The organism is Luteibacter sp. 3190 (assembly GCF_031456385.1).
GTDB lineage: Bacteria > Pseudomonadota > Gammaproteobacteria > Xanthomonadales > Rhodanobacteraceae > Luteibacter.
On record NZ_JAVDUO010000001.1, the window covers coordinates 1,159,065 to 1,176,638 of the forward strand.

The following is a 17,574-nucleotide window of genomic DNA, read 5'->3' on the forward strand; positions in this document are numbered from 1 at the left end:
TTGCCCCCAGCCGAACCCGCCATGCACGTGCAGGACACCACCCCGGCCGCGCCGGTCCCCTTCTACCGGCAGACCTATGTGCAGGTGCTGGTGGCGATCGCCGCCGGCGCCCTGCTCGGCCACTTCGCGCCCGCCTTCGCCGAGCAGCTGAAGCCGCTTGGCGACGCCTTCATCAAGCTGGTGAAGATGGTGATCGCCCCGGTGATCTTCCTCACCGTGGTCACCGGCATCGCGGGCATGCCGCACCTCAACGCCGTGGGCCGGGTGGTGCTCAAGGCCATGGTCTATTTCCTCGTGTTCTCGACGCTGGCGCTCATCGTCGGCATGGTCGTGGCGAACGTGGTGCAGCCGGGCCGTGGCCTGAACATCGACCCGGCATCACTGTCCACCCGCGAGATCGCCGCGTACGCGTCGAAAGCGCACGACATGACGCTCACGCACTTCCTGCTCGACATCATCCCCGACACGGTGGTGGGCGCGTTCACGTCGGGAAACATCCTGCAGGTGCTCCTGTTCGCGGTTCTGTTCGGCGTCTCGTTGACGCTGGCCGGCGAGCGGGCCAGGCCGGTGGTGGTCTTTTTCGACGCGTTGACGGCGCCGGTGTTCAAACTGGTGCACCTGCTGATGAAGGCCGCTCCCATCGGTGCGTTCGGCGCCATCGCCTTCACGATCGGCCGCTACGGCATCGGATCGCTGTCTAACCTGATGTACCTGGTCGCCACCTTCTACGCGACCGCGCTCCTGTTCGTGCTCGTCGTCCTCGGCGGCGTCGCACGCGCCACGGGCTTCTCGATCTTCCAGCTGCTGCGTTACCTGAAGGACGAGTTGCTGCTCGTGCTCGGCACGTCGTCATCGGAAGCCGCCCTCCCCTCCCTGATGGAAAAGATGGAGCGCGCGGGGTGCGAGAAGTCGGTGGTGGGCCTCGTGGTGCCCACCGGCTATTCGTTCAACCTCGACGGCACCAACATCTACATGACGCTCGCCGCGCTGTTCATCGCGCAAGCGACCAACACGCCGCTGACGCTGGGTGAACAGGTGGCCCTGCTGCTGGTGGCCATGGTGAGTTCGAAGGGCGCGGCCGGCGTGACCGGCGCCGGCTTCGTCACGCTCGCCGCGACGCTTTCCGTCGTGCCGTCGCTGCCGGTAGCAGGCATGGCGCTGATCCTCGGCGTCGACCGCTTCATGAGCGAGTGCCGCTCGCTCACCAACTTCGTGGGCAATGCCGTGGCCACCATCGTGGTCGCGCGCTGGGAGGGCGCGCTCGACCGCGCCGCGCTCGGCGATGCCCTTGCCAACCGTGCCGGGGAGAGCGGCACACCGTCGATCATCGCCACCCAGGGGAAACAGCCATGACCCTCGTTCGCGCCGCGCTGCTCGCAGCCGTCGTCGCCCTCGCCTGCACCGGTACCGCGGTCGCGGACTCCACCGTGCAACCCGGCAAGCCCGTCTCGTACGATCTGTGGCCGGGCCCGCCGCCGGGCGGTGGTGGCCCAAGCGGTCCCGAACGCGTCGGCCAGACCGGCACCGGCGTGGGCGCGGTGTCCAACGTGAGCAAACCGCGTATCGAGGTGTACAAGCCGGCCAGCCCGAATGGCGCCGCCGTCGTGATCGTCGGTGGAGGTGGGTACTTCCGTATCGGCATCGGCCACGAAGTGATGCCGACGGCACGCTGGCTCGCCGCGCTCGGCGTCACCCCCGTCGTGCTCTATTACCGCCTGCCCGCCGACCGCTGGCCGGCCGTCGCGCCGTTCCAGGACGCGCAGCGGGCCATCCGCCTCGTCCGGGCGCATGCGCAGGAGCTGGGCATCGATCCGAAGCGCGTGGGCGTGCTCGGATTCTCCGCGGGCGGCAATCTCGCCGGCATCGCGGAGACGCGCTTCGCCGCTGCGTTCTACCCCGCGGTGGACGCCAGCGACACGCTTTCGGCGCGCCCGGACTTCGCCGGACTCATCTACCCCGTCGTCTCGCTGCGGACGCCTTTCGACACGACGCGGTCGTTCCGCGAACTGTCGACGCAGGGCGACGCCGTGCAGGCGTATTCCGTCGAGCTGCACGTCACCCACGACACGCCGCCGACCTTCCTCGCCCAGGCGGCGGACGACCCCATCGCCAATGTCGGGAACAGCCTCGTGATGTTCGACGCCTTGCGCAAGAACGACGTCGACGCCGAACTGCACGTCTTCGACAAGGGGGGCCACGGGTGGGGCCTGGGCGATCCAGGCAGCGCGCCATCGGCATGGCCGCGTCTGTTCGCCGCGTGGGCGCGCCGCCACGGCTTCTTCAGCGCCGTGGACGCCAGCCCGTTCGCGAATCCCGCCGCGTCGACGCCCATCGGATCCGCGCCTGCCGCGTCGACCGACGACGCTGGCAACGACGACGACAACAACTGAGCGGGGAAACGATCATGACAATCACGTCCCGTCTCTACCCGGCGCTGGCCGCGGTGTTGTTCGCCGGTGCCGCCATGCCTGCCCTGGCCGCGCAGGAAGTCAGCAACGCCGAACTGCTCAGGCTGATCAAGGCGCAGGCCGCCGAGATCAAGGAGCTGAAGCAGCGGCTCTCCGCGGTGGAGGGCCATAACACGCAGGGCGCAATCGCGGCGGAGCACACCGGGACCACCGCTGTCGCGGCAGGCGATGAATCGAGTCGTCGCGACGCCCAGGTCGGCAACGCCATCGCGGACACGCGCGAAAGCGAGATGGCCGTGGCCATGGCGCGCGGCAACGGTGGTGGCGCGGCGGGTGGCGGCTCCGGCGTGCGCTGGGGCCGCGGTGGCGAAGCGGGCCCCACGTTCCGCAGCGACGATGGCTTCTTCACCTTCAAGCCCGACGGCCGCCTGCTGTTCGATGTGAGCCGCACCTCCGGCTCGAACTACGAATCGCGCAACATCACCGGTTCGCAGGTCACCAGCGCGCGCCTCGGCGGCGAAGGCACCATCGGCGCACTCGGCTACCACGTGGAAGCCGATTTCGCGGACAACGAGGTGGCGCTACGGCAGACCTATCTCACTTACACGACGCAGGTCTTCGGTCAGCGTACGCGATTCTACCTCGGCAATTTCCTGAAGGACCTCGGCACCGAAGGTTCGTCGGAATCCGCGCGGGTACCCTTCATGCTGCGCAACGCGGCGACGGCCGTGGGCCAGCCGGTGGTCAGCTACTTCGGCCTGGGCGCCCAGATGCGCATGTGGGGCGACGGCTGGCATGCCAGCCTGTCCATCAGCGGTAATTCGCCGAACAGTTCGACTTCGGGGTCGAACACCGACAGCACCACGTACCTCACGCGCGCGCACTGGAATCCCGTCAAGGGTGCAGACGGCTTCCTCCACGTGGGTAGCTGGTACTACTACGAGAAGATCAGCGACGGCGTCACCAGCATCAACAACACGCCGGCCATCGCCGCCGACTACAACGACAACCTCGCGGTCTCGGCCAGTTCGATCGCCAATCCGACGCAGGACCACGGCAAGGGCTTCGAACTGGGCGGCGTCTATCGAAACTTCTGGATGATGAACGAGTACGGCAAGCGCACCATCGATTCCAGGACCGCCGATTCGGTGAGTCGCCACGGCTCGTCGTTCGCGGCGGGCTGGATGATCACCGGCGAGGCGCCCGGGTTCTCGCAGCGTTCGGGAAGCTGGAAGGCCGTCAAGGTGAACGACCCTGTGACTTCGGGTGGATGGGGAGCCTTCGAACTCGCAGGACGCGTGGACCACTACGATTACGCCGACGCGCCACGCGGCGGCACGGGCAAGAGCTATACGCTGGGCCTGAACTGGTACCTCAACGACTGGTCGCGGCTCATGCTCAACTACGTTCATTGGAACACCGACAACATGGTGGGCGGCTTCCAGGGCCCGGACGCCGGCAATACGCTGTCCATGCGCGCCCAGGTGGTGTTCTAGGTCGCGGCGTTTCCCGGAATGTCCGGCGACATGAGCGTCTCCGGATCCGAGATCGCCGGTCCCGCCCGCCGACGGCGTCACACGTGCAGCGACAGACCCTTGACGGTCTTGTCCACGGCGTTCTTCGGCCCGCGAACCGCGAGGCCCACGAAGTCCATGGCGTCGATGTTTTCCTCCCGGAAAGCGCGGCGGTTGTCCGCGTCGTGGCCGGTGCGGAACATCGCCGCCACGTACGGCACGATCGCCAGTTCGCGCTCCAGCGCCTTGCGATGCACCTTGCGCAGCGCGTCGACATCGGCGGCGTAGATCATCATCGGCTGGATCAGCATGCGGCCGTACGTCGTGCCGGCAGCGTCGACGTACGGGTCGCCGAGCGCATCCGGCGCCCCGGCCGCGACGCCCGTCGCGAGGAACGCCACCACGTTGAGTTTCTGCCATGTCATCAGGTCGTCGCGCACGACCAGTGCCACCTTGGTATCGAACATCGAACGGTCTCGTCAGCTTCGTTGTCCCCGAGCATCGGTGCGTCGGCGACGGGCCTATAGAACGTTTGTGCAGGCCCGCTGGTAATCGCCGGGCGTGCTGCCGAAGGCGCGGCGGAACCAGCGGCCGAGATGGCTCTGGTCGGCGAATCCCACGGCCGAAGCGACGTCCGCCGGGGCTTCTCCGCGCGCCAGGCGATCGCGCGCGGCGCGCAGACGCAGACTGACCAGGTACGCGTGTGGCGACTGCCCGATGGCGGCCGTGAACTGCCGATGCAACCGGAAGCGGTCCACGCCGGCTTCGGTGGCAAGCTCGTGCAGACCGACGTCACTGGCCATGTGCGCATGCAGGTAATCGCGCGCACGCATCGCCGCGCCGCCTTCCGGCGCGGATCGTGGCGCCCGATGATCCCAGTGTCCCGACAGGTGGTCCACCATACGGTGCAGGCTCAGATCGCGCGCCAGGCGGCCTTCCGCTCCGGCGATGGCGGCGAAGGCGCGGACGATGGCGTCGCGCAGGCGCTCGTCGTCGCACAGCGTCGCGCGGAAGCGGCCGGCGAACGCCGACGCTGCGGCCGACCCGCGCTCCTCCAGCGTCGTACGTAGCCACTCCTGGGGCACGTAGAGCATGGCGTAGGTGAAGCCGCCTTCGTCGATCGCATCCCCGTCGTGCACGGCACCGGGCTCGATGAGGATCACCCTGCCCCGCGTGCTCGTCAGCGTGGTGCGCTGGCAACGGAAGCGCTGCACGCCTTGCTGCGTCACGCCGATCAGGATCTCGTCATGCGCGTGCGCATCATAGGCATGGCCCTCGAAGTGCGCCTGCACGCTCTCGATGCCGGTCTCGGCGTCGCGACGGAGGTGGAACCAGTCGTTGGTGCTGCGGGAAGCGCGGGGCATGCGCCCAGTATGCACCCGCCGTGCCGGGTGGTCGCAACCCGATGCCCGTGCATCCAAAACCGCCGGCCCCGCGTATGACCTTCCAACGGTGATCGCGTGAGGGGTCTGAGCATGAGGCATGGGTCGAGGGGCACGTCCTGGCTCGGCGTGGCCTTCCTGATGGCGTCCGCGCCGGCCGGGGCCTCGGGCACGACGACGTCCCATTACACCGGGACGGCCTACGCGCCGGGTTCGGGTGCGATCCTCTACAGCGAGGAACACTGGATCGTCGACGAGGGCGCCTCGCGCGAGCGGCTGGTGCTCTACCGGTGCACGGACGGGCGTCCCTTCGCGCGGAAGTACCTGCGCTATGCGAATACACCGTGGTTGCCCGACGTCGACTACGAGGACGGGCGAACCGGTTATCGCGAACGCGTCAGGATCGACGGCCGCCAGCTGTCGACGACGGTCGTCGACGGCCGCTCCGACAACGCCGACACGGCGACGCTGGCGGTGCACCCGGACACCGTCGTCGACGCCGGCTTCGACGATTTCGTGCGCATGCATTGGGACGCGATCTCCGCGCCCAAGGGGCTGAGCGCGCGCTTCGTCGTGCCGAGCCACGGGGACGACCTGGGGCTGAACATCCGCACCGACGGTGCGGACGACCCATCGGCACGCGTGCGCCGCTTCCGCATGGCGCTGGACGGCTGGCTGGGCGCCATCGCACCGAAGGTCACGCTCGTGTACACGACGGACACCCGGCGGCTCGTGGGATTCGAGGGTCTGAGCAATGTGAGGGACGACGACGGGAAGACGCAGAAGGTGCGCATCGTCTTCACGCCGGAGGACGATCGACCGCCAGCCTCGCTCGCCCAGGTCGACGCGGCGCGGCGCCTGCCGCTCGCGGGTCGCTGCACGCGCTGACGCGAGGCGTGGCACGAGCGGCTCGCCAGGATTTACGCCTCTACACGGCACTTCACCACGCTTAACGAGCATCCGTCGCGAACACGGTGTTAGATCGACATCAGCACACGCAACGGAGTTCGTGGCCATGCCACGCTCGTTCCAGACGCTCACGCTCGACGATGCGAAAGCCATGATCGACGCGGCGGAAGCCACGGCCGTATCGCTCGGCATCGCCTACAACATCGCCGTCGTCGACGCCGGCGGACGCCTCATCGCTTTCGTTCGTCAGGATGGCGCGCTCATCGGCAGCATCGATCTGGCGATCCACAAGGCGGTCACCGCGCGGATCTTCGACAAGACCACGGCATACCTTGGCGCGCTCGCGCAGCCGGGCAGTCAGCTCTACGGCATCCAGAGCGGTAGCGCTGGCGATGTGGTGATCTTCGGCGGAGGAGTCCCCGTGGTTCTCGGCGGCCAGGTGATCGGTGCCGTCGGTACCAGCGCGGGGACGGTCGAACAGGATGTCTCCGTCGCGGAGGCCGCCGTCGCGGCGCTGTCGCGAATCTGATGTTCATGACACCGAGGTAGCCCCCATGAAAGCCGCGCGCCTGCATGATTACGGTAAGCCCCTGCTCCTCGAAGACATCCCGGTTCCCGAGATCGCCGAAGACGAGGTCCTGGTCCAGGTGAAGGCGTGCGGCATGTGCCGCTCCGATGTCCAGTTGATCGACGGCTACTTCCGTCCCTACGCCGATCTCCAACCTCCCCTGACCCTGGGCCACGAGATCGCCGGCGTCGTCGCGGGAACCGGCACCCTCGTGCCGAAAGGGGCTGGCATCGCCGAGGGTGATCACGTGGTGGTCGCGCCGGGTTGGGGAGACGGGATCTGCCGTCACTGCCAGGTGGGCGATACGCAGATCTGCCCGAATGTACGCTGGCCCGGCTTCGGGCCCGTGGGCGGGTTCGCCGAGTTCATTCCCGTGCCGGTGCGCTACGTCATCAAGGTGGCCCCGCACCTTCGCTTCGAGGAGCTCGCACCGCTGACCGATGCCGGACTCACGACGTACCGCGGCGTGCGGAAACTACGGGATGCCGGTGCTCTCGGTCCGGATCGCGTGATCGGCGTGCTCGGTGTCGGCGGCCTCGGCACCTATGCGGTGCAGTACGCGAAGTTGCTGGGCGGCGGAGCTCGTGTGGTGGCGCTGGCCCGGAGCGAAGAGAAGCTGAAGGTCGCGCGCGAGTACGGCGTCGACCACACGGTCGCCGTGAAAGGCAAGTCCGCGGCGGACGTCAGGAAGGAGCTGACGGGTGCGTTCGGTCAGGGCGAACTCGACGCGATCATCGACTGCACCGGCGCGCCGGAGATGATCCAGCTAGGCATGAGCCTCCTGTCGATCAGCGGGCACTACGTGGATGTCGGCCTCGTGGGCGACCGCATCGACGTTCCGTTGTTTCCGCGCGTTTCGCGCGAACAAAGCTTCCACGGTTCCTTCTGGGGTAACAACGCGGACCTCATCGAGGTCATGGCGCTCGCCGCGCAGGACAAGGTGCGGCACACCATCAAGACGATCACGTTCGACGAACTGAACACGTACGTCGACCTCCTGCGGACCGGGGACATCGTGGGACGCGCCGTCGTGACCTTCTGACCCGTCCCATCACACGCGACATCACCGGAGCCACCACCATGCGCGTCAAGCACGTTCTCTGCATCGCCACGAACACCGCCGTCCTGGGACCTTTCGAGCGGACCGTCGGCTTCTTCTTCCCCGAGATCGCCCATCCCTTCGACGTGCTCGAAGATGCCGGCGTCGCGGTGGAGTTCGCCTCGCCGCTCGGCGGGATCGTCCCGGAAGACGGGTTCGATCCGAAGGACCCGGTGCAGGCGAAGTTTCGCGAGAGCGCCGCGTATCGGCGTCTGCAGAGCAGCCGCAGGTTGTCGGAAGTCGACGTGCTCGACTACGACGCGATCTTCTTCCCCGGCGGTCTTGGACCCATGGAAGACATCGCGAAGGATCGCTACGTGAAGCGCGCCGTCGTGCGGGCATGGGGCGGCGGCAAGATCGTGTCGGCGGTGTGCCATGGGCCGGTGGCGTTCCTGGGCGCACGTCTGGACGACGGCACGCCCTTCGTGAAAGGCCATAAGCTGACGTCGTTCTCCAAAGCCGAAGAGGACGGTTACGCCGCGCGCGACGTCGCCTTCGATCTCGAGGGTGTGCTTCGGGAGACCGGTGCCGACTACAGCTGCGTCGAGCCCTGGCAGCCGTACCATATCGTCGACGGACGACTGATCACCGGCCAGAACCCCGCCTCCGGCACCCTCGTCGGCAAGGCGATCGCCGAGGCGCTGGCGAAGGTCGACTGACCGGTCGCTTCGCCTGTCACCGAACGAACCACTGCCCCCTGCCCCGGAACGTTTCCCATGAACCAGACGGCACCGACGACTTCGCGGCGAAAGATCCAGGCTGTGCTTACCGCCAGGCCCGGGAGCGAGGGGGCGCTCGGTGAGCTCCTGCGCGGCATGGTGGCGCCGTCACGCGCCGAACCGGGCAATCTTCGCTGGGACATCTGGCGCGATCCGGAGCAGCCGGGGCGCTTCGTGCTCGACGAGCTCTACGTCGACGCCGATGCCGTCGCGGCCCATCGCGCGAGCGCGCATTTCGCGCACTATCTGTCCCTCGTCGGGGGCCTGGCGGAGCGGCAGGCCCATCTCGTGGTGCCTTTCGACGTCGCCGGCGACGGCTGACGCCGCCGGATCGCCGCGCCGGTCAGGCGACGCGAACGAGGTCCATGTTGCCCGCGACGCGCACCGTTTCCCTGGCCTGCTCGATGTCGGCGACGAAGCAGTAGCCCCGGCCCGCGACGCTCGCGATGTAGCGACCGCCGTCCTTGCCGCAACCCAGCGCCTTGCGGAGGTTCGCGATCTGCACGCGCACGTTGGAATCGCCGACCACGAGACCACCCCACGCCTTGGCCATGATCTCGCGCGGCGAGACGATCGCGCCGCGACCCTCGACGATGGCGACCAGGGTGTCGAACGCCCGGCTTCCCAGCACGACTTCGGCGCCGTGGCGCAGAAGGCTCCGCCTTGCCGGATCCAGCCGATAGGGTCCGAAGAGGTAGACAGCTTTCATCGTGAACTCCCGGCCCTCGGGCCTCATGAATCGATGAATCCGCGTCGCGACGCGATGGTGACCGCATGCGTCCTGTCCGTCGCACCGAGCTTCGCGAGGATGCTCTTCATGTGCGCCTTCACCGTGTCCTCGGTGATGTAGAGGCAATCGGCGATCAGGCGGTTGCTCATGCCTTCCTTGACCAGCCGCAGCACCGCGAGCTCCCGCACCGTCAGGCATTCCATGCCGCGGTGTGCCGCCAGCGCCTCGCTGACCTCGGGAGCGACGATCTGCCGCCCCTCGGCGCAGGCGCGAATGGCCTCGAGGATGTCGTCCCGGCTGGCGGACTTCAGCAGGTACGACGTCGCACCGAGATGCAGCGCCTGGGTGACGCGCGCGTCGCCCGGATACACGGTGAACACGACCACGCCCGTGGACGGATGTCGCCGGCGTATCGTCGTCAACGCCTGGAGACCGTCGACCTTCGGCATCTGCAGGTCCAGCAGCGTCACGTCCGGCGACAGCGCGTCCACCATGGCGATGGCTTCCGAGCCGTCGGCCGCTTCGCCCACCACGAGCATGTCGGGCTCCGGGCCGATGGTCGAACGCAGCCCGTCCCGCATCATCGGGTGGTCGTCGACGATGAGGACCCGGATGGGTCGCGCGTTGCCCACGCTCCGCTCCTTGCGCCATGTTCCCGGAGACCATTAGGCGACGCGAGGGTGAGCGTACGCAATTACCCGATGGGGTAGACGCGGCAAGCGGAGAACGGGCAATCGCCGGGGCCCGGCTCGGGTATATAACGGCTCCCCCGACATCTGGGCCAGGCCGCGAGTGCGCATCGAACGCCTCATCCCGAACATTTTCCGATGGCTGGCGTGGTGGCTGACCCCCATCGCCGTCGCCGCGACCGGCGTGCCTCCCGCCATCGTGCAGCCGGCGCAGTACGTGCACCAGACCTGGACGATCCAGGATGGCGCACCGCCGGCGATCTGCGCGATCGCACAGGGACCCGACGGATACCTCTGGCTAGGCACGGGTAGCGGTCTGTATCGATTCGACGGCGTGGAGTTCAGCCGCTACCAGCCCTCGTCGGGACAGCACCTCGTGGCCACGAACCTCACCGCGCTCGCCTTCATGCGCGATGGCGGCTTGTGGATCGGCTCGTATGACGGCGGCGCCACCCATCTGAAGAACGGCACCCTCCGCTCGTGGACCACGCGCGACGGCTTTCCACCGGGATGGGTCTACGGTTTCGCCGAGGGGCTCGACGGCGAGGTGTGGGCGGCGTCGGGACAGGGGCTGGGCCGCTTCGACGGCACGCACTGGCGCACGATCGGACGCGACTGGAACTTCCCGGTGGACCGCGCGGACTGGGTGGCCGTGGACCGCGAAGGCACGCTTTGGGTCGCCGCCGTCAACCGGCTGGTCTACCTCCCGCGGGGTGCGAAGCGCTTCCAGTCGACCAACGTCGCGCTCGCCCCCGGAGCCACGATGGCCATCGACGGCAAAGGCACGTTATGGATATCGGACCGCCTGCATGGCACGCGTCCCCTGCCCGACCTCTCGGCGTCGCATCCGTTGGCCACGGATCCGGATCGACTCCCCGTCAGCGCCGCGCACGCCGCCGCCCGTATGACGTTCGACCATGGAGGCAGCCTCTGGGCGACGGCGCTGGACAACGCCGCGGTGTTTCGTGTCGCGCGGGATGCGCTGCCTGGCGCCGGCGAGAACGTCGTCGAGGCGACGATCGGCGACAGGTTCGAGGCACCGCTGTCGTTGACGGCCAATACCGCGATCCCCGTCGCCGTCGACCGCGAAGGAACGGTCTGGGTCGGCACCGGGCTGGGCCTCGACAGCTACCATCGCGGGCCCGTCGGATCCCTTCGCGACTTTCACCTCGCGCCGAAGACGCACCTCGGCATCGGCAAGGATGCGGCTGGGCGGCTCTGGCTTTCCGACAGCGACCGCGTCTATCGCCTCGATGGCGACCGCTTCACAACGGTCGTCGACGGCATTCCGGATACGGTGCTCGGCGTCTTCCACCAACGGGACGACACCCTCTGGATCATCGGTTTCCACGATCTGTACCGATACGACGGCGGTCGGCTCGTCAAGGTGCCCCTGCCCGGCCACCTCTACGCGTCACGGCTGAAGTTCGTCGCCTCGGCGCCGGACGGTGCGGTCTGGACGTCGATCGAAGGCCTCGGGGTGCACCGGTGGGTCGGTGGCGCGTGGAAGCCGTGGCGACCGCGCAGCGGCGACGTGGAGGCAAGCCCCACCACCGGCGCCGTCGCCGACGACGGCTCGGTATGGCTGGGCTTCGGCGACGGGGCGCTGCTGCACGTCGACCCGTCGGGCGCCGAGCGCGTCTATCGTTTCGAGGCCGGTCGCGAGATCGGTCCCGTCAACACGATCGCGTCGACGCGGTCCGGCGTGATCTTCGGCGGTAGCGCGGGCCTGGCGACCCTGCGCAACGGCCAACTCCGCTCGCTGACCGACCGCGACTTCGCCGCGCTCACCGGCGTCACCGGCATCGCGCAGACACGCGATGGCGAGGTCTGGGTCAACGCGGGGCGCGGTGTCGTCCGCTTCGGCGACGGCGAACTCGGCCGCGCGTTCGACGATGCGGCTTACCGGCCCGCGTTGCGCGTCTTCGACTTCCGCGACGGCATCGCGGGGAGCGCGCGCCAGGGGCAGCCGGTCGGCACGATGGCGCTCGACGATGCCGGACGCCTCTGGTTCCTCACGAACGAGAACGCCTACTGGCTCGATCCGGCCGCGCTCGGTGGCAACCGGCTGCGGCCGCCGGTCTACATCCGCTCGATCGTCGCGAACGAAAAGGCCTTTCCGCTTTCGGCGAGCGTGGACCTCCCTGCCGGCGTGAGCACGCTCGAGATCGGCTACACGGCGCTGAGCCTCACGTCGCCGTCGCGCGTTCGCTTCCGCTACCGGCTGGTCGGCGAGGATGCGGCATGGATCGATCCCGGCACGCGGCGCAAGGCGTATTACACCAACCTCGGCCCGGGCGACTACCGCTTCGAGGTGATCGGTTCGAACGACCAGGATGTCTGGAACGAGCAAGGCGCGACGGTGTCGCTGTCGATCGCTCCCCACTTCTGGCAGACGTGGTGGTTTCGCGCCGTCGTGGCGCTGCTCCTGCTCGCACTGGTCGGGCTCGCCTATGTGTCGAGGACGCGCGCGATGGCGCGCGAGATCCGTGTGCAGGCGAGCGTCCGGCACGAAGAGCGCGAGCGCATCGCGCGCGATCTGCACGACACCCTCCTGCAGGCCATCTACGGCATCATCCTGAAGTTCCAGTCGATCGCGGCCACCCTGCGGGGCGACGACCCGCTCAGGAAGCAGCTCGACGACAGCCTTCGGCTGGCGAGCGATTTCGTCGTCGAAGGTCGCGACCGGGTGCGGGAGCTACGGGCGCGGATCGAATCCACGGGTGAACTGCTGGATGCGATCGGCGAGGTCGCGCGCGTGCTGCGCCAGGCGTCGCCTATCCCGATCGACACGTCCATGCATGTGGCGGACCATGCGATGGATCCCGCCGTCGCCGACGAAGTGCTCTCCATCGTCAGGGAAGCATTGATCAATGCCGTGCGGCACGCTCAGGCGTCGCGCATCGAGGCGTCCCTGACGGCGTCCGAGCGCGGCATCGTCGCGCATGTGCGCGACGACGGACAGGGCATGGCCGCCACCGTGATCGATGGATGCGCGGCGGATGCGGGCCACTGGGGTATCACGGGGATGCGCGAACGCGCGGCGCGCATCGGCGCCTTGTTCGACATCGCTTCGTCGCCCAGGGGAACCGACGTGTCGATTGCCGCACCGCTGCGCCTTCCCACGCTGCATGCGCGCGTGCGCGCCGCGGGACGTCGCGTGCCACCTACAAGCATGCACTGACCCAGCGCCACGACGCGAGCACGGCATGCGCGGCGTCGAGGGCCTGCGCCCTGCCTGCTTCCATGTACAGCACGGTCACGACGTGACGTGAACCGTCCAGCGCATGGGTGTATTCGAACGATTGCGCTCGCCGGTCGCCGAGGACCCGTCGCGTCAGCTCCCAACGTTGGCCGGCGACATCGCGCGCGGACCGCGACACCGCCCGCCACGTGCCGGTCGCGCGAGCGAGCGAACCGGAGGGGAGCGGGGCCCCATGGTAGGCGGACGCGATGTCGAGCCGGATGCACGCGGCGCCCGGGCAAGGGCCGGCGACGTCGAACGACACGGCGCCGTCGTCGTGGCGCACCGTTCGTGCCACGGCATCGGGCAGTACCACGCGGTAGCAGAACACCGGATCGACGTACTCTTGGTCCGCATGCGCGACGGTCGCGAGCGCGCACAGAACGATGGGAACCAGACGGCGAACGGTCACGACGAGTCTCGTGGTGGGGAGTCGACCATGTTTTACCGCGTTTCCTCCCGGAACGGCTGTCCGGCGTCGCTTGCCAAGGCACCAGGAGGGTCTTTTTTTTCGAGAACCCCGAGGTTCCGCCAAGACGGCCGGACGTCGGGGGTGCCCAATGCCCATGGCCACCGACGTCCCGCCCTGGGGAGTCCTCATGAACAAGCCAACGCGCCCCGCCCTGATCCTGGCGTTTGCCCTGCCCGCCATCGCCATCGCAGTGGCCACGGCCACCCATGCCCAGGCCGTCCGGCAGGTCAGCCCGGTCATCAAGATCAACGAAGCCGCGCAGACCAGCCCGATCACCGCCACACCGCTCAGGGGCGCCCTGACGATGCTATCCGGCTCGGGCGGCAACATCACCGTGCTGAACGGGCCGGACGGGAAGCTCCTTGTCGATGCGGGCATCGCCGTGTCCCGCCCTCGCGTCGAGAAGGCGCTGGCGGCCATCAGCGGCGCGCCGCCGAAATACGTCATCGATACGCACTACCACTGGGATCATACCGACGGCAATCCATGGGTCGCGGAACAAGGCGCGACGATCGTCGCCACGCGCGAGACGGCGAAGCGGCTGGCCGTCGACACGCACGTGACGATGTGGGATTACACGTTCAAGGCGATCGCCAGGGACGGGATGCCGACCGAGATACTCACGGCGGACAAGACGTATCGCGTCGCCGGCCAGACGGTGGAGGTGCGACTGCTGCAGCCATCCCATACGGATACCGATCTCTACGTCGTCTTCAAGGAAGCCAACGTCGCCGCGCTTGGCGACCTTTTCTGGAACGGCGTCTATCCGTTCATCGACAACGAGCACGGCGGCGGTATCGACGGGATGATCCAGGCCGACGACGCGATCCTCGCGCGGCTCGACGACGACGTGATCCTCGTGCCGGGCCACGGCCCCGTGGGAACGAAAAAGCAGTTCAGGGATTTTCGCGACATGCTTGCCGGCATCCGTGACAACGTGGCGGCGCTGAAGAAACAGGGCAAGTCACTCGAGGAAGTCATCGCCGCGAAGCCCACGGCCCGCTACGACGCGGTCTACGGCAAGTTCCTCATCACGCCGGACTTCTTCACGCGGATCGTTTACGAGGGCCTGAAATAGTCGCATCCGGTGGAAGGCCGGCTGTCGCCAGGGTGAGCGATCGTACGGAGGCGATGAAGCCGATGGCGATAAGCGCGATGCGAAACGAATCCCACGCCACCCATCGGGTGGTCAGGTGGACCGCCTCGGGCACGGTGACGGACGCCTTACCGGTCGCGATGGCGTACTGCTCGTTGATCATCGGCCAGAAGACCGTGGGCGTGATCGCCCAGATCAGCACGAACGCGACCACGCCCGTGATCAGCCAGTGGCGGAGCGCACGAGCTTGCCGCCAGCCGGCGACCAAAGCCCCGAGAATCGCGAGCGCCATGACGGCCGACAAGGGCTGGAAGAATCCGCCGGGCGTCACGGGGTATTTCGACCCATAGGGCAACAACGCGAAGGAACCGGGAGGGGATGCTCCCCAGGCGCCGGCGACCACGACAAGGTCGAAGAGCTTCGCGCCGAGGCCGACGGCCCACGCGAGCGTCGAAGCCCATAGAAGCGCTTGCATGACTCGGGTTCGCGACATCGCATCAGTCCCTGCCCAGACACGGGAAGCCGAGGGAGCGCGAGCACGCGCCCCTGCGTGCCATGGGATGCTACCGCATTCAGCGGGCGACGTTCAGCCGTCCTTCCCCGAGCACCTGCGCCTGCACGAGCGGAAGGAAGCGGTGCGGGAACGGTGTCGCGATGTCGCTGGCCTGGTCGAGACGGGCCACCTGCGCGGGCGACAACGTGACCGAGAGTGCGTCGAGGTTCTCTTCGAACTGGCTCGCGGTGCGCGCACCGAGGATCGGAATGACGGCTGGCGCGGTCTTGGCCAGCAGCCACGCCAGTGCGACCTGCGCCGGGCTGTGTTCCGTCTCTTCCGCCACGGCCTTGACGACGTCCGCGATGTCGAGGTTCCGCTCGCTGAGCGAGCCGACGCCTGCGGCGACCGCGGCGCGACCACCGGTGAACATGTCGGCGCCCTTGTGCGCTTCGATGTCGGCGCGGGTGTACTTGCCGGACAGGACGCCATTGGCCAGCGGCGACCAGGCCACCACGCCGAGCCCGAGTTCGCGCGCCATGGGAACCAGATCGTGCTCGACCGTGCGTTCCACCAGGCTGTGCTCGATCTGCAACGCGACAAGGGGGGCCCAGCCGCGCAGATCCGCCAGCATCTGCATGCGCGCTACCTGCCAGGCCGGTGTATCCGAGATGCCGGCGTAGACGATCTTGCCGGCGCGCACCAGGTCGTCGAAGGCGCGCATCACTTCGTCCACCGGCGTCGTGCCGTCCCACACATGCAGGTAGTACAGATCGATGTAGTCGGTGCCCAGCCGCTTCAGGCTCTCGTCCACCGCGCGCACCATGTTGCGGCGATGGTTGCCGCCGGCGTTGATGTTGGACGGGTCGACGTTGAGCGAGTACTTGGTGGCCAGCACGGCACGGTCGCGGCGTCTGCGCAGGAACTCGCCCAGCAGGCGCTCCGAGGTGCCGCCCGTGTAGAAGTTGGCGGTGTCGATGAAGTTGCCGCCGCGCTCCATGTAGACATCGAGCATCCGGCGGGCGTCCTCCTCGGTGGCGCCCCAGCCCCAGTCCTTGCCGAAGGTCATGGTGCCGATCGATACCGGGCTGACGCGCAGGCCGGAGCGGCCGAGCGTGACGTAGTCGTTGAGTTGCTTGCTCATGGGGGCGGTTCCAGTGGGGGTTACGAGGAATCTAGGTAGCCCGGTCGTGTGGAAAAAGAGGGGCGGCGCGCATACGCTTTGAAGTCACACTTCACAATCGGCCAGCCCATGACGCCCGATCAGTTCCCCGCCATCGCCGCCTTCGCCTGCGTCGCCCGGCACGCCAGCTTCACCCGCGCGGCCGCCGAACTCGGGGTGTCGACCTCGGCGTTGTCGCAGACCGTGCGGACGCTCGAGGCGCGTCTGGGCGTCCGGCTGCTCGATCGCTCGACCCGCCGCGTGGGCCTTACGGAGGTCGGCCAGCGCTTCCTGGACGAGGCGCAGCCGGCGCTCCATGGATTGACGGCGGCGATGGCCGCGGTGAGCGAGACGCGCGACGCGCCCGCCGGACTCCTGCGCATCAATCTGCCGCGCGCCATCGCCGACATCCTGGTGATGCCTCACCTGCCCGACTTCCATGCGCGGTATTCCGACGTCGTCGTCGAGTTGCACTGCGACAACCGTTTCGTGGATCTCGTGGCGACAGGGTTCGACGCCGGTTTCCGCATCGGCGAATCGCTGGGCAAGGACGTGGTCGCGCATCCGATCGGTGGCCCGCAGCGGATCGCGACGTTCGTGTCGCCGGCGTACGCGCGGGCACATGGCGTGCCCGACACGCCTGCGGACCTGCTTCGCCACCGCTGCGTCGGCGTGCGCCTGGACCACGACCGTAGCCCGATGCGATGGGAATTCATGCAGGAGGGGCGGCTGGTCGAAGTGGACACGCGCGCCAGCATGATCAGCAACGACGATGGCCTCCTGCTCGCCGCGGCGCTTTCGGGCGTCGGCGTCGGCTGCCACTTCGAGAGCATGGCGTCGCCGCACCTGGCGTCCGGCGCGCTGGTCCCCGTCCTGCAGGCGTACTGGCCGACCTATAGCCCGTTCCACGTGTACTACCCGAGCCGCATGCACATGCCGCGCAAGCTCCGGGTCTTCATCGATTACCTGCGCGAGCGCCATCCGCTCAGCTGATTCCGTCGCGGCGATCGGCGTGGCGGGCCCATTGCGATTCCCGCCGAATCCGGCAACCCTAGGGCCCGGCCGCCGCGCAGGCTGCCCGATCCAGCG

At 68.1% G+C, this 17,574-nt stretch carries 18 protein-coding genes; 11 read left to right on the forward strand and 7 right to left on the reverse strand.

Annotation, left to right across the window (positions count from 1 at the left end):
* The first annotated feature begins 21 nt into the window (after window positions 1-21).
* The 3 genes from J2X58_RS05240 to J2X58_RS05250 are packed head-to-tail and all read left to right on the forward strand — an operon-like array spanning window position 22 to window position 3,904.
* Window positions 22-1,353: a dicarboxylate/amino acid:cation symporter gene (locus J2X58_RS05240; protein WP_310046810.1), complete on the forward strand. Its 1,332-nt coding sequence runs from the start codon at window positions 22-24 to the stop codon at window positions 1,351-1,353.
* Window positions 1,350-2,390 (forward strand): alpha/beta hydrolase, encoded by a 1,041-nt coding sequence (locus J2X58_RS05245; protein WP_310046811.1) that lies wholly within the window; start codon window positions 1,350-1,352, stop codon window positions 2,388-2,390. The genes J2X58_RS05240 and J2X58_RS05245 overlap by 4 nt, the downstream gene beginning before the upstream one ends.
* A 14-nt stretch (window positions 2,391-2,404) precedes the next feature.
* Window positions 2,405-3,904 (forward strand): porin, encoded by a 1,500-nt coding sequence (locus J2X58_RS05250; RefSeq protein ID WP_310046813.1) that lies wholly within the window; start codon window positions 2,405-2,407, stop codon window positions 3,902-3,904.
* A gap of 77 nt (window positions 3,905-3,981) precedes the next feature.
* On the opposite strand, the gene J2X58_RS05255 is transcribed toward J2X58_RS05250, so the two are convergent.
* Together J2X58_RS05255 and J2X58_RS05260 are read right to left on the reverse strand one after the other, a co-directional pair.
* Window positions 3,982-4,389 (reverse strand): DUF2000 family protein, encoded by a 408-nt coding sequence (locus J2X58_RS05255; protein ID WP_310046816.1) that lies wholly within the window; start codon window positions 4,387-4,389, stop codon window positions 3,982-3,984.
* Window positions 4,390-4,443: 54 nt separating this feature from the next.
* Entirely contained in the window at window positions 4,444-5,286 is an 843-nt protein-coding gene (locus J2X58_RS05260; protein WP_310046817.1) for an AraC family transcriptional regulator, read from the reverse strand.
* Between the two features lie 111 nt (window positions 5,287-5,397).
* Between J2X58_RS05260 and J2X58_RS05265 the strand changes: the two genes are divergently transcribed.
* From J2X58_RS05265 to J2X58_RS05285, 5 genes are all read left to right on the forward strand, one after another.
* A complete protein-coding gene (locus J2X58_RS05265; RefSeq protein ID WP_310046818.1) occupies window positions 5,398-6,192 on the forward strand; it encodes a hypothetical protein in 795 nt (264 codons plus the stop codon).
* Window positions 6,193-6,319: 127 nt separating this feature from the next.
* The gene (locus J2X58_RS05270) at window positions 6,320-6,742 is read left to right on the forward strand and encodes a heme-binding protein (RefSeq protein ID WP_310046820.1); all 423 of its coding nucleotides are present in this window, start codon (window positions 6,320-6,322) and stop codon (window positions 6,740-6,742) included.
* A 25-nt stretch (window positions 6,743-6,767) separates the two neighbouring features.
* On the forward strand, window positions 6,768-7,823 hold the full coding sequence (locus J2X58_RS05275; protein WP_310046821.1) for an NAD(P)-dependent alcohol dehydrogenase: 1,056 nt from the start codon (window positions 6,768-6,770) through the stop codon (window positions 7,821-7,823).
* A gap of 38 nt (window positions 7,824-7,861) precedes the next feature.
* A complete protein-coding gene (locus J2X58_RS05280; RefSeq protein WP_090053448.1) occupies window positions 7,862-8,539 on the forward strand; it encodes a type 1 glutamine amidotransferase domain-containing protein in 678 nt (225 codons plus the stop codon).
* Between the two features lie 57 nt (window positions 8,540-8,596).
* The gene (locus J2X58_RS05285) at window positions 8,597-8,920 is read left to right on the forward strand and encodes a putative quinol monooxygenase (protein WP_310046822.1); all 324 of its coding nucleotides are present in this window, start codon (window positions 8,597-8,599) and stop codon (window positions 8,918-8,920) included.
* 22 nt (window positions 8,921-8,942) lie between these two features.
* On the opposite strand, the gene J2X58_RS05290 is transcribed toward J2X58_RS05285, so the two are convergent.
* Together J2X58_RS05290 and J2X58_RS05295 are read right to left on the reverse strand one after the other, a co-directional pair.
* The gene (locus tag J2X58_RS05290) at window positions 8,943-9,308 is read right to left on the reverse strand and encodes a transcriptional regulator (protein WP_310046824.1); all 366 of its coding nucleotides are present in this window, start codon (window positions 9,306-9,308) and stop codon (window positions 8,943-8,945) included.
* A 23-nt stretch (window positions 9,309-9,331) separates the two neighbouring features.
* Complete coding sequence (locus tag J2X58_RS05295; RefSeq protein ID WP_310046825.1) at window positions 9,332-9,961, reverse strand: response regulator transcription factor; 630 nt, start codon at window positions 9,959-9,961, stop codon at window positions 9,332-9,334.
* A 160-nt stretch (window positions 9,962-10,121) separates the two neighbouring features.
* Here J2X58_RS05295 and J2X58_RS05300 point away from each other — a divergent pair, with 160 nt between their 5' ends.
* Window positions 10,122-13,202 (forward strand): triple tyrosine motif-containing protein, encoded by a 3,081-nt coding sequence (locus J2X58_RS05300; protein ID WP_310046826.1) that lies wholly within the window; start codon window positions 10,122-10,124, stop codon window positions 13,200-13,202.
* On the opposite strand, the gene J2X58_RS05305 is transcribed toward J2X58_RS05300, so the two are convergent.
* The gene (locus J2X58_RS05305) at window positions 13,186-13,674 is read right to left on the reverse strand and encodes a hypothetical protein (RefSeq protein WP_310046827.1); all 489 of its coding nucleotides are present in this window, start codon (window positions 13,672-13,674) and stop codon (window positions 13,186-13,188) included. The genes J2X58_RS05300 and J2X58_RS05305 overlap by 17 nt on opposite strands.
* A gap of 187 nt (window positions 13,675-13,861) precedes the next feature.
* Between J2X58_RS05305 and J2X58_RS05310 the strand changes: the two genes are divergently transcribed.
* A complete protein-coding gene (locus J2X58_RS05310) occupies window positions 13,862-14,812 on the forward strand; it encodes an MBL fold metallo-hydrolase (RefSeq protein ID WP_310046829.1) in 951 nt (316 codons plus the stop codon).
* Here J2X58_RS05310 and J2X58_RS05315 read toward each other — a convergent pair.
* Both J2X58_RS05315 and J2X58_RS05320 read right to left on the reverse strand, forming a co-directional pair.
* Window positions 14,781-15,305, reverse strand: coding sequence for an anthrone oxygenase family protein (locus J2X58_RS05315; RefSeq protein WP_310046831.1), 525 nt, complete (start codon window positions 15,303-15,305; stop codon window positions 14,781-14,783). The two genes, J2X58_RS05310 and J2X58_RS05315, sit on opposite strands and share 32 nt — an antisense overlap.
* Window positions 15,306-15,402: 97 nt before the next feature.
* A complete protein-coding gene (locus J2X58_RS05320) occupies window positions 15,403-16,467 on the reverse strand; it encodes an aldo/keto reductase (protein WP_310046832.1) in 1,065 nt (354 codons plus the stop codon).
* Window positions 16,468-16,575: 108 nt separating this feature from the next.
* On the opposite strand from J2X58_RS05320, the gene J2X58_RS05325 reads away from it, so the two are divergent.
* Window positions 16,576-17,478, forward strand: coding sequence for a LysR substrate-binding domain-containing protein (locus J2X58_RS05325; RefSeq protein ID WP_310046833.1), 903 nt, complete (start codon window positions 16,576-16,578; stop codon window positions 17,476-17,478).
* Window positions 17,479-17,574: the final 96 nt, after the last annotated feature.

Excerpts from the sequence above, each read along its gene's own strand:
- J2X58_RS05240 (WP_310046810.1), top strand. The coding sequence starts at position 22 with ATGCACGTGCAGGACACCACCCCGGCCGCGCCGGTCCCCTTCTACCGG.
- J2X58_RS05245 (WP_310046811.1), top strand. The coding sequence starts at position 1,350 with ATGACCCTCGTTCGCGCCGCGCTGCTCGCAGCCGTCGTCGCCCTCGCC.
- J2X58_RS05250 (WP_310046813.1), top strand. The coding sequence starts at position 2,405 with ATGACAATCACGTCCCGTCTCTACCCGGCGCTGGCCGCGGTGTTGTTC.
- J2X58_RS05255 (WP_310046816.1), bottom strand. The coding sequence starts at position 4,389 with ATGTTCGATACCAAGGTGGCACTGGTCGTGCGCGACGACCTGATGACA.
- J2X58_RS05260 (WP_310046817.1), bottom strand. The coding sequence starts at position 5,286 with ATGCCCCGCGCTTCCCGCAGCACCAACGACTGGTTCCACCTCCGTCGC.
- J2X58_RS05265 (WP_310046818.1), top strand. The coding sequence starts at position 5,398 with ATGAGGCATGGGTCGAGGGGCACGTCCTGGCTCGGCGTGGCCTTCCTG.
- J2X58_RS05270 (WP_310046820.1), top strand. The coding sequence starts at position 6,320 with ATGCCACGCTCGTTCCAGACGCTCACGCTCGACGATGCGAAAGCCATG.
- J2X58_RS05275 (WP_310046821.1), top strand. The coding sequence starts at position 6,768 with ATGAAAGCCGCGCGCCTGCATGATTACGGTAAGCCCCTGCTCCTCGAA.
- J2X58_RS05280 (WP_090053448.1), top strand. The coding sequence starts at position 7,862 with ATGCGCGTCAAGCACGTTCTCTGCATCGCCACGAACACCGCCGTCCTG.
- J2X58_RS05285 (WP_310046822.1), top strand. The coding sequence starts at position 8,597 with ATGAACCAGACGGCACCGACGACTTCGCGGCGAAAGATCCAGGCTGTG.
- J2X58_RS05290 (WP_310046824.1), bottom strand. The coding sequence starts at position 9,308 with ATGAAAGCTGTCTACCTCTTCGGACCCTATCGGCTGGATCCGGCAAGG.
- J2X58_RS05310 (WP_310046829.1), top strand. The coding sequence starts at position 13,862 with ATGAACAAGCCAACGCGCCCCGCCCTGATCCTGGCGTTTGCCCTGCCC.
- J2X58_RS05315 (WP_310046831.1), bottom strand. The coding sequence starts at position 15,305 with ATGCAAGCGCTTCTATGGGCTTCGACGCTCGCGTGGGCCGTCGGCCTC.
- J2X58_RS05320 (WP_310046832.1), bottom strand. The coding sequence starts at position 16,467 with ATGAGCAAGCAACTCAACGACTACGTCACGCTCGGCCGCTCCGGCCTG.
- J2X58_RS05325 (WP_310046833.1), top strand. The coding sequence starts at position 16,576 with ATGACGCCCGATCAGTTCCCCGCCATCGCCGCCTTCGCCTGCGTCGCC.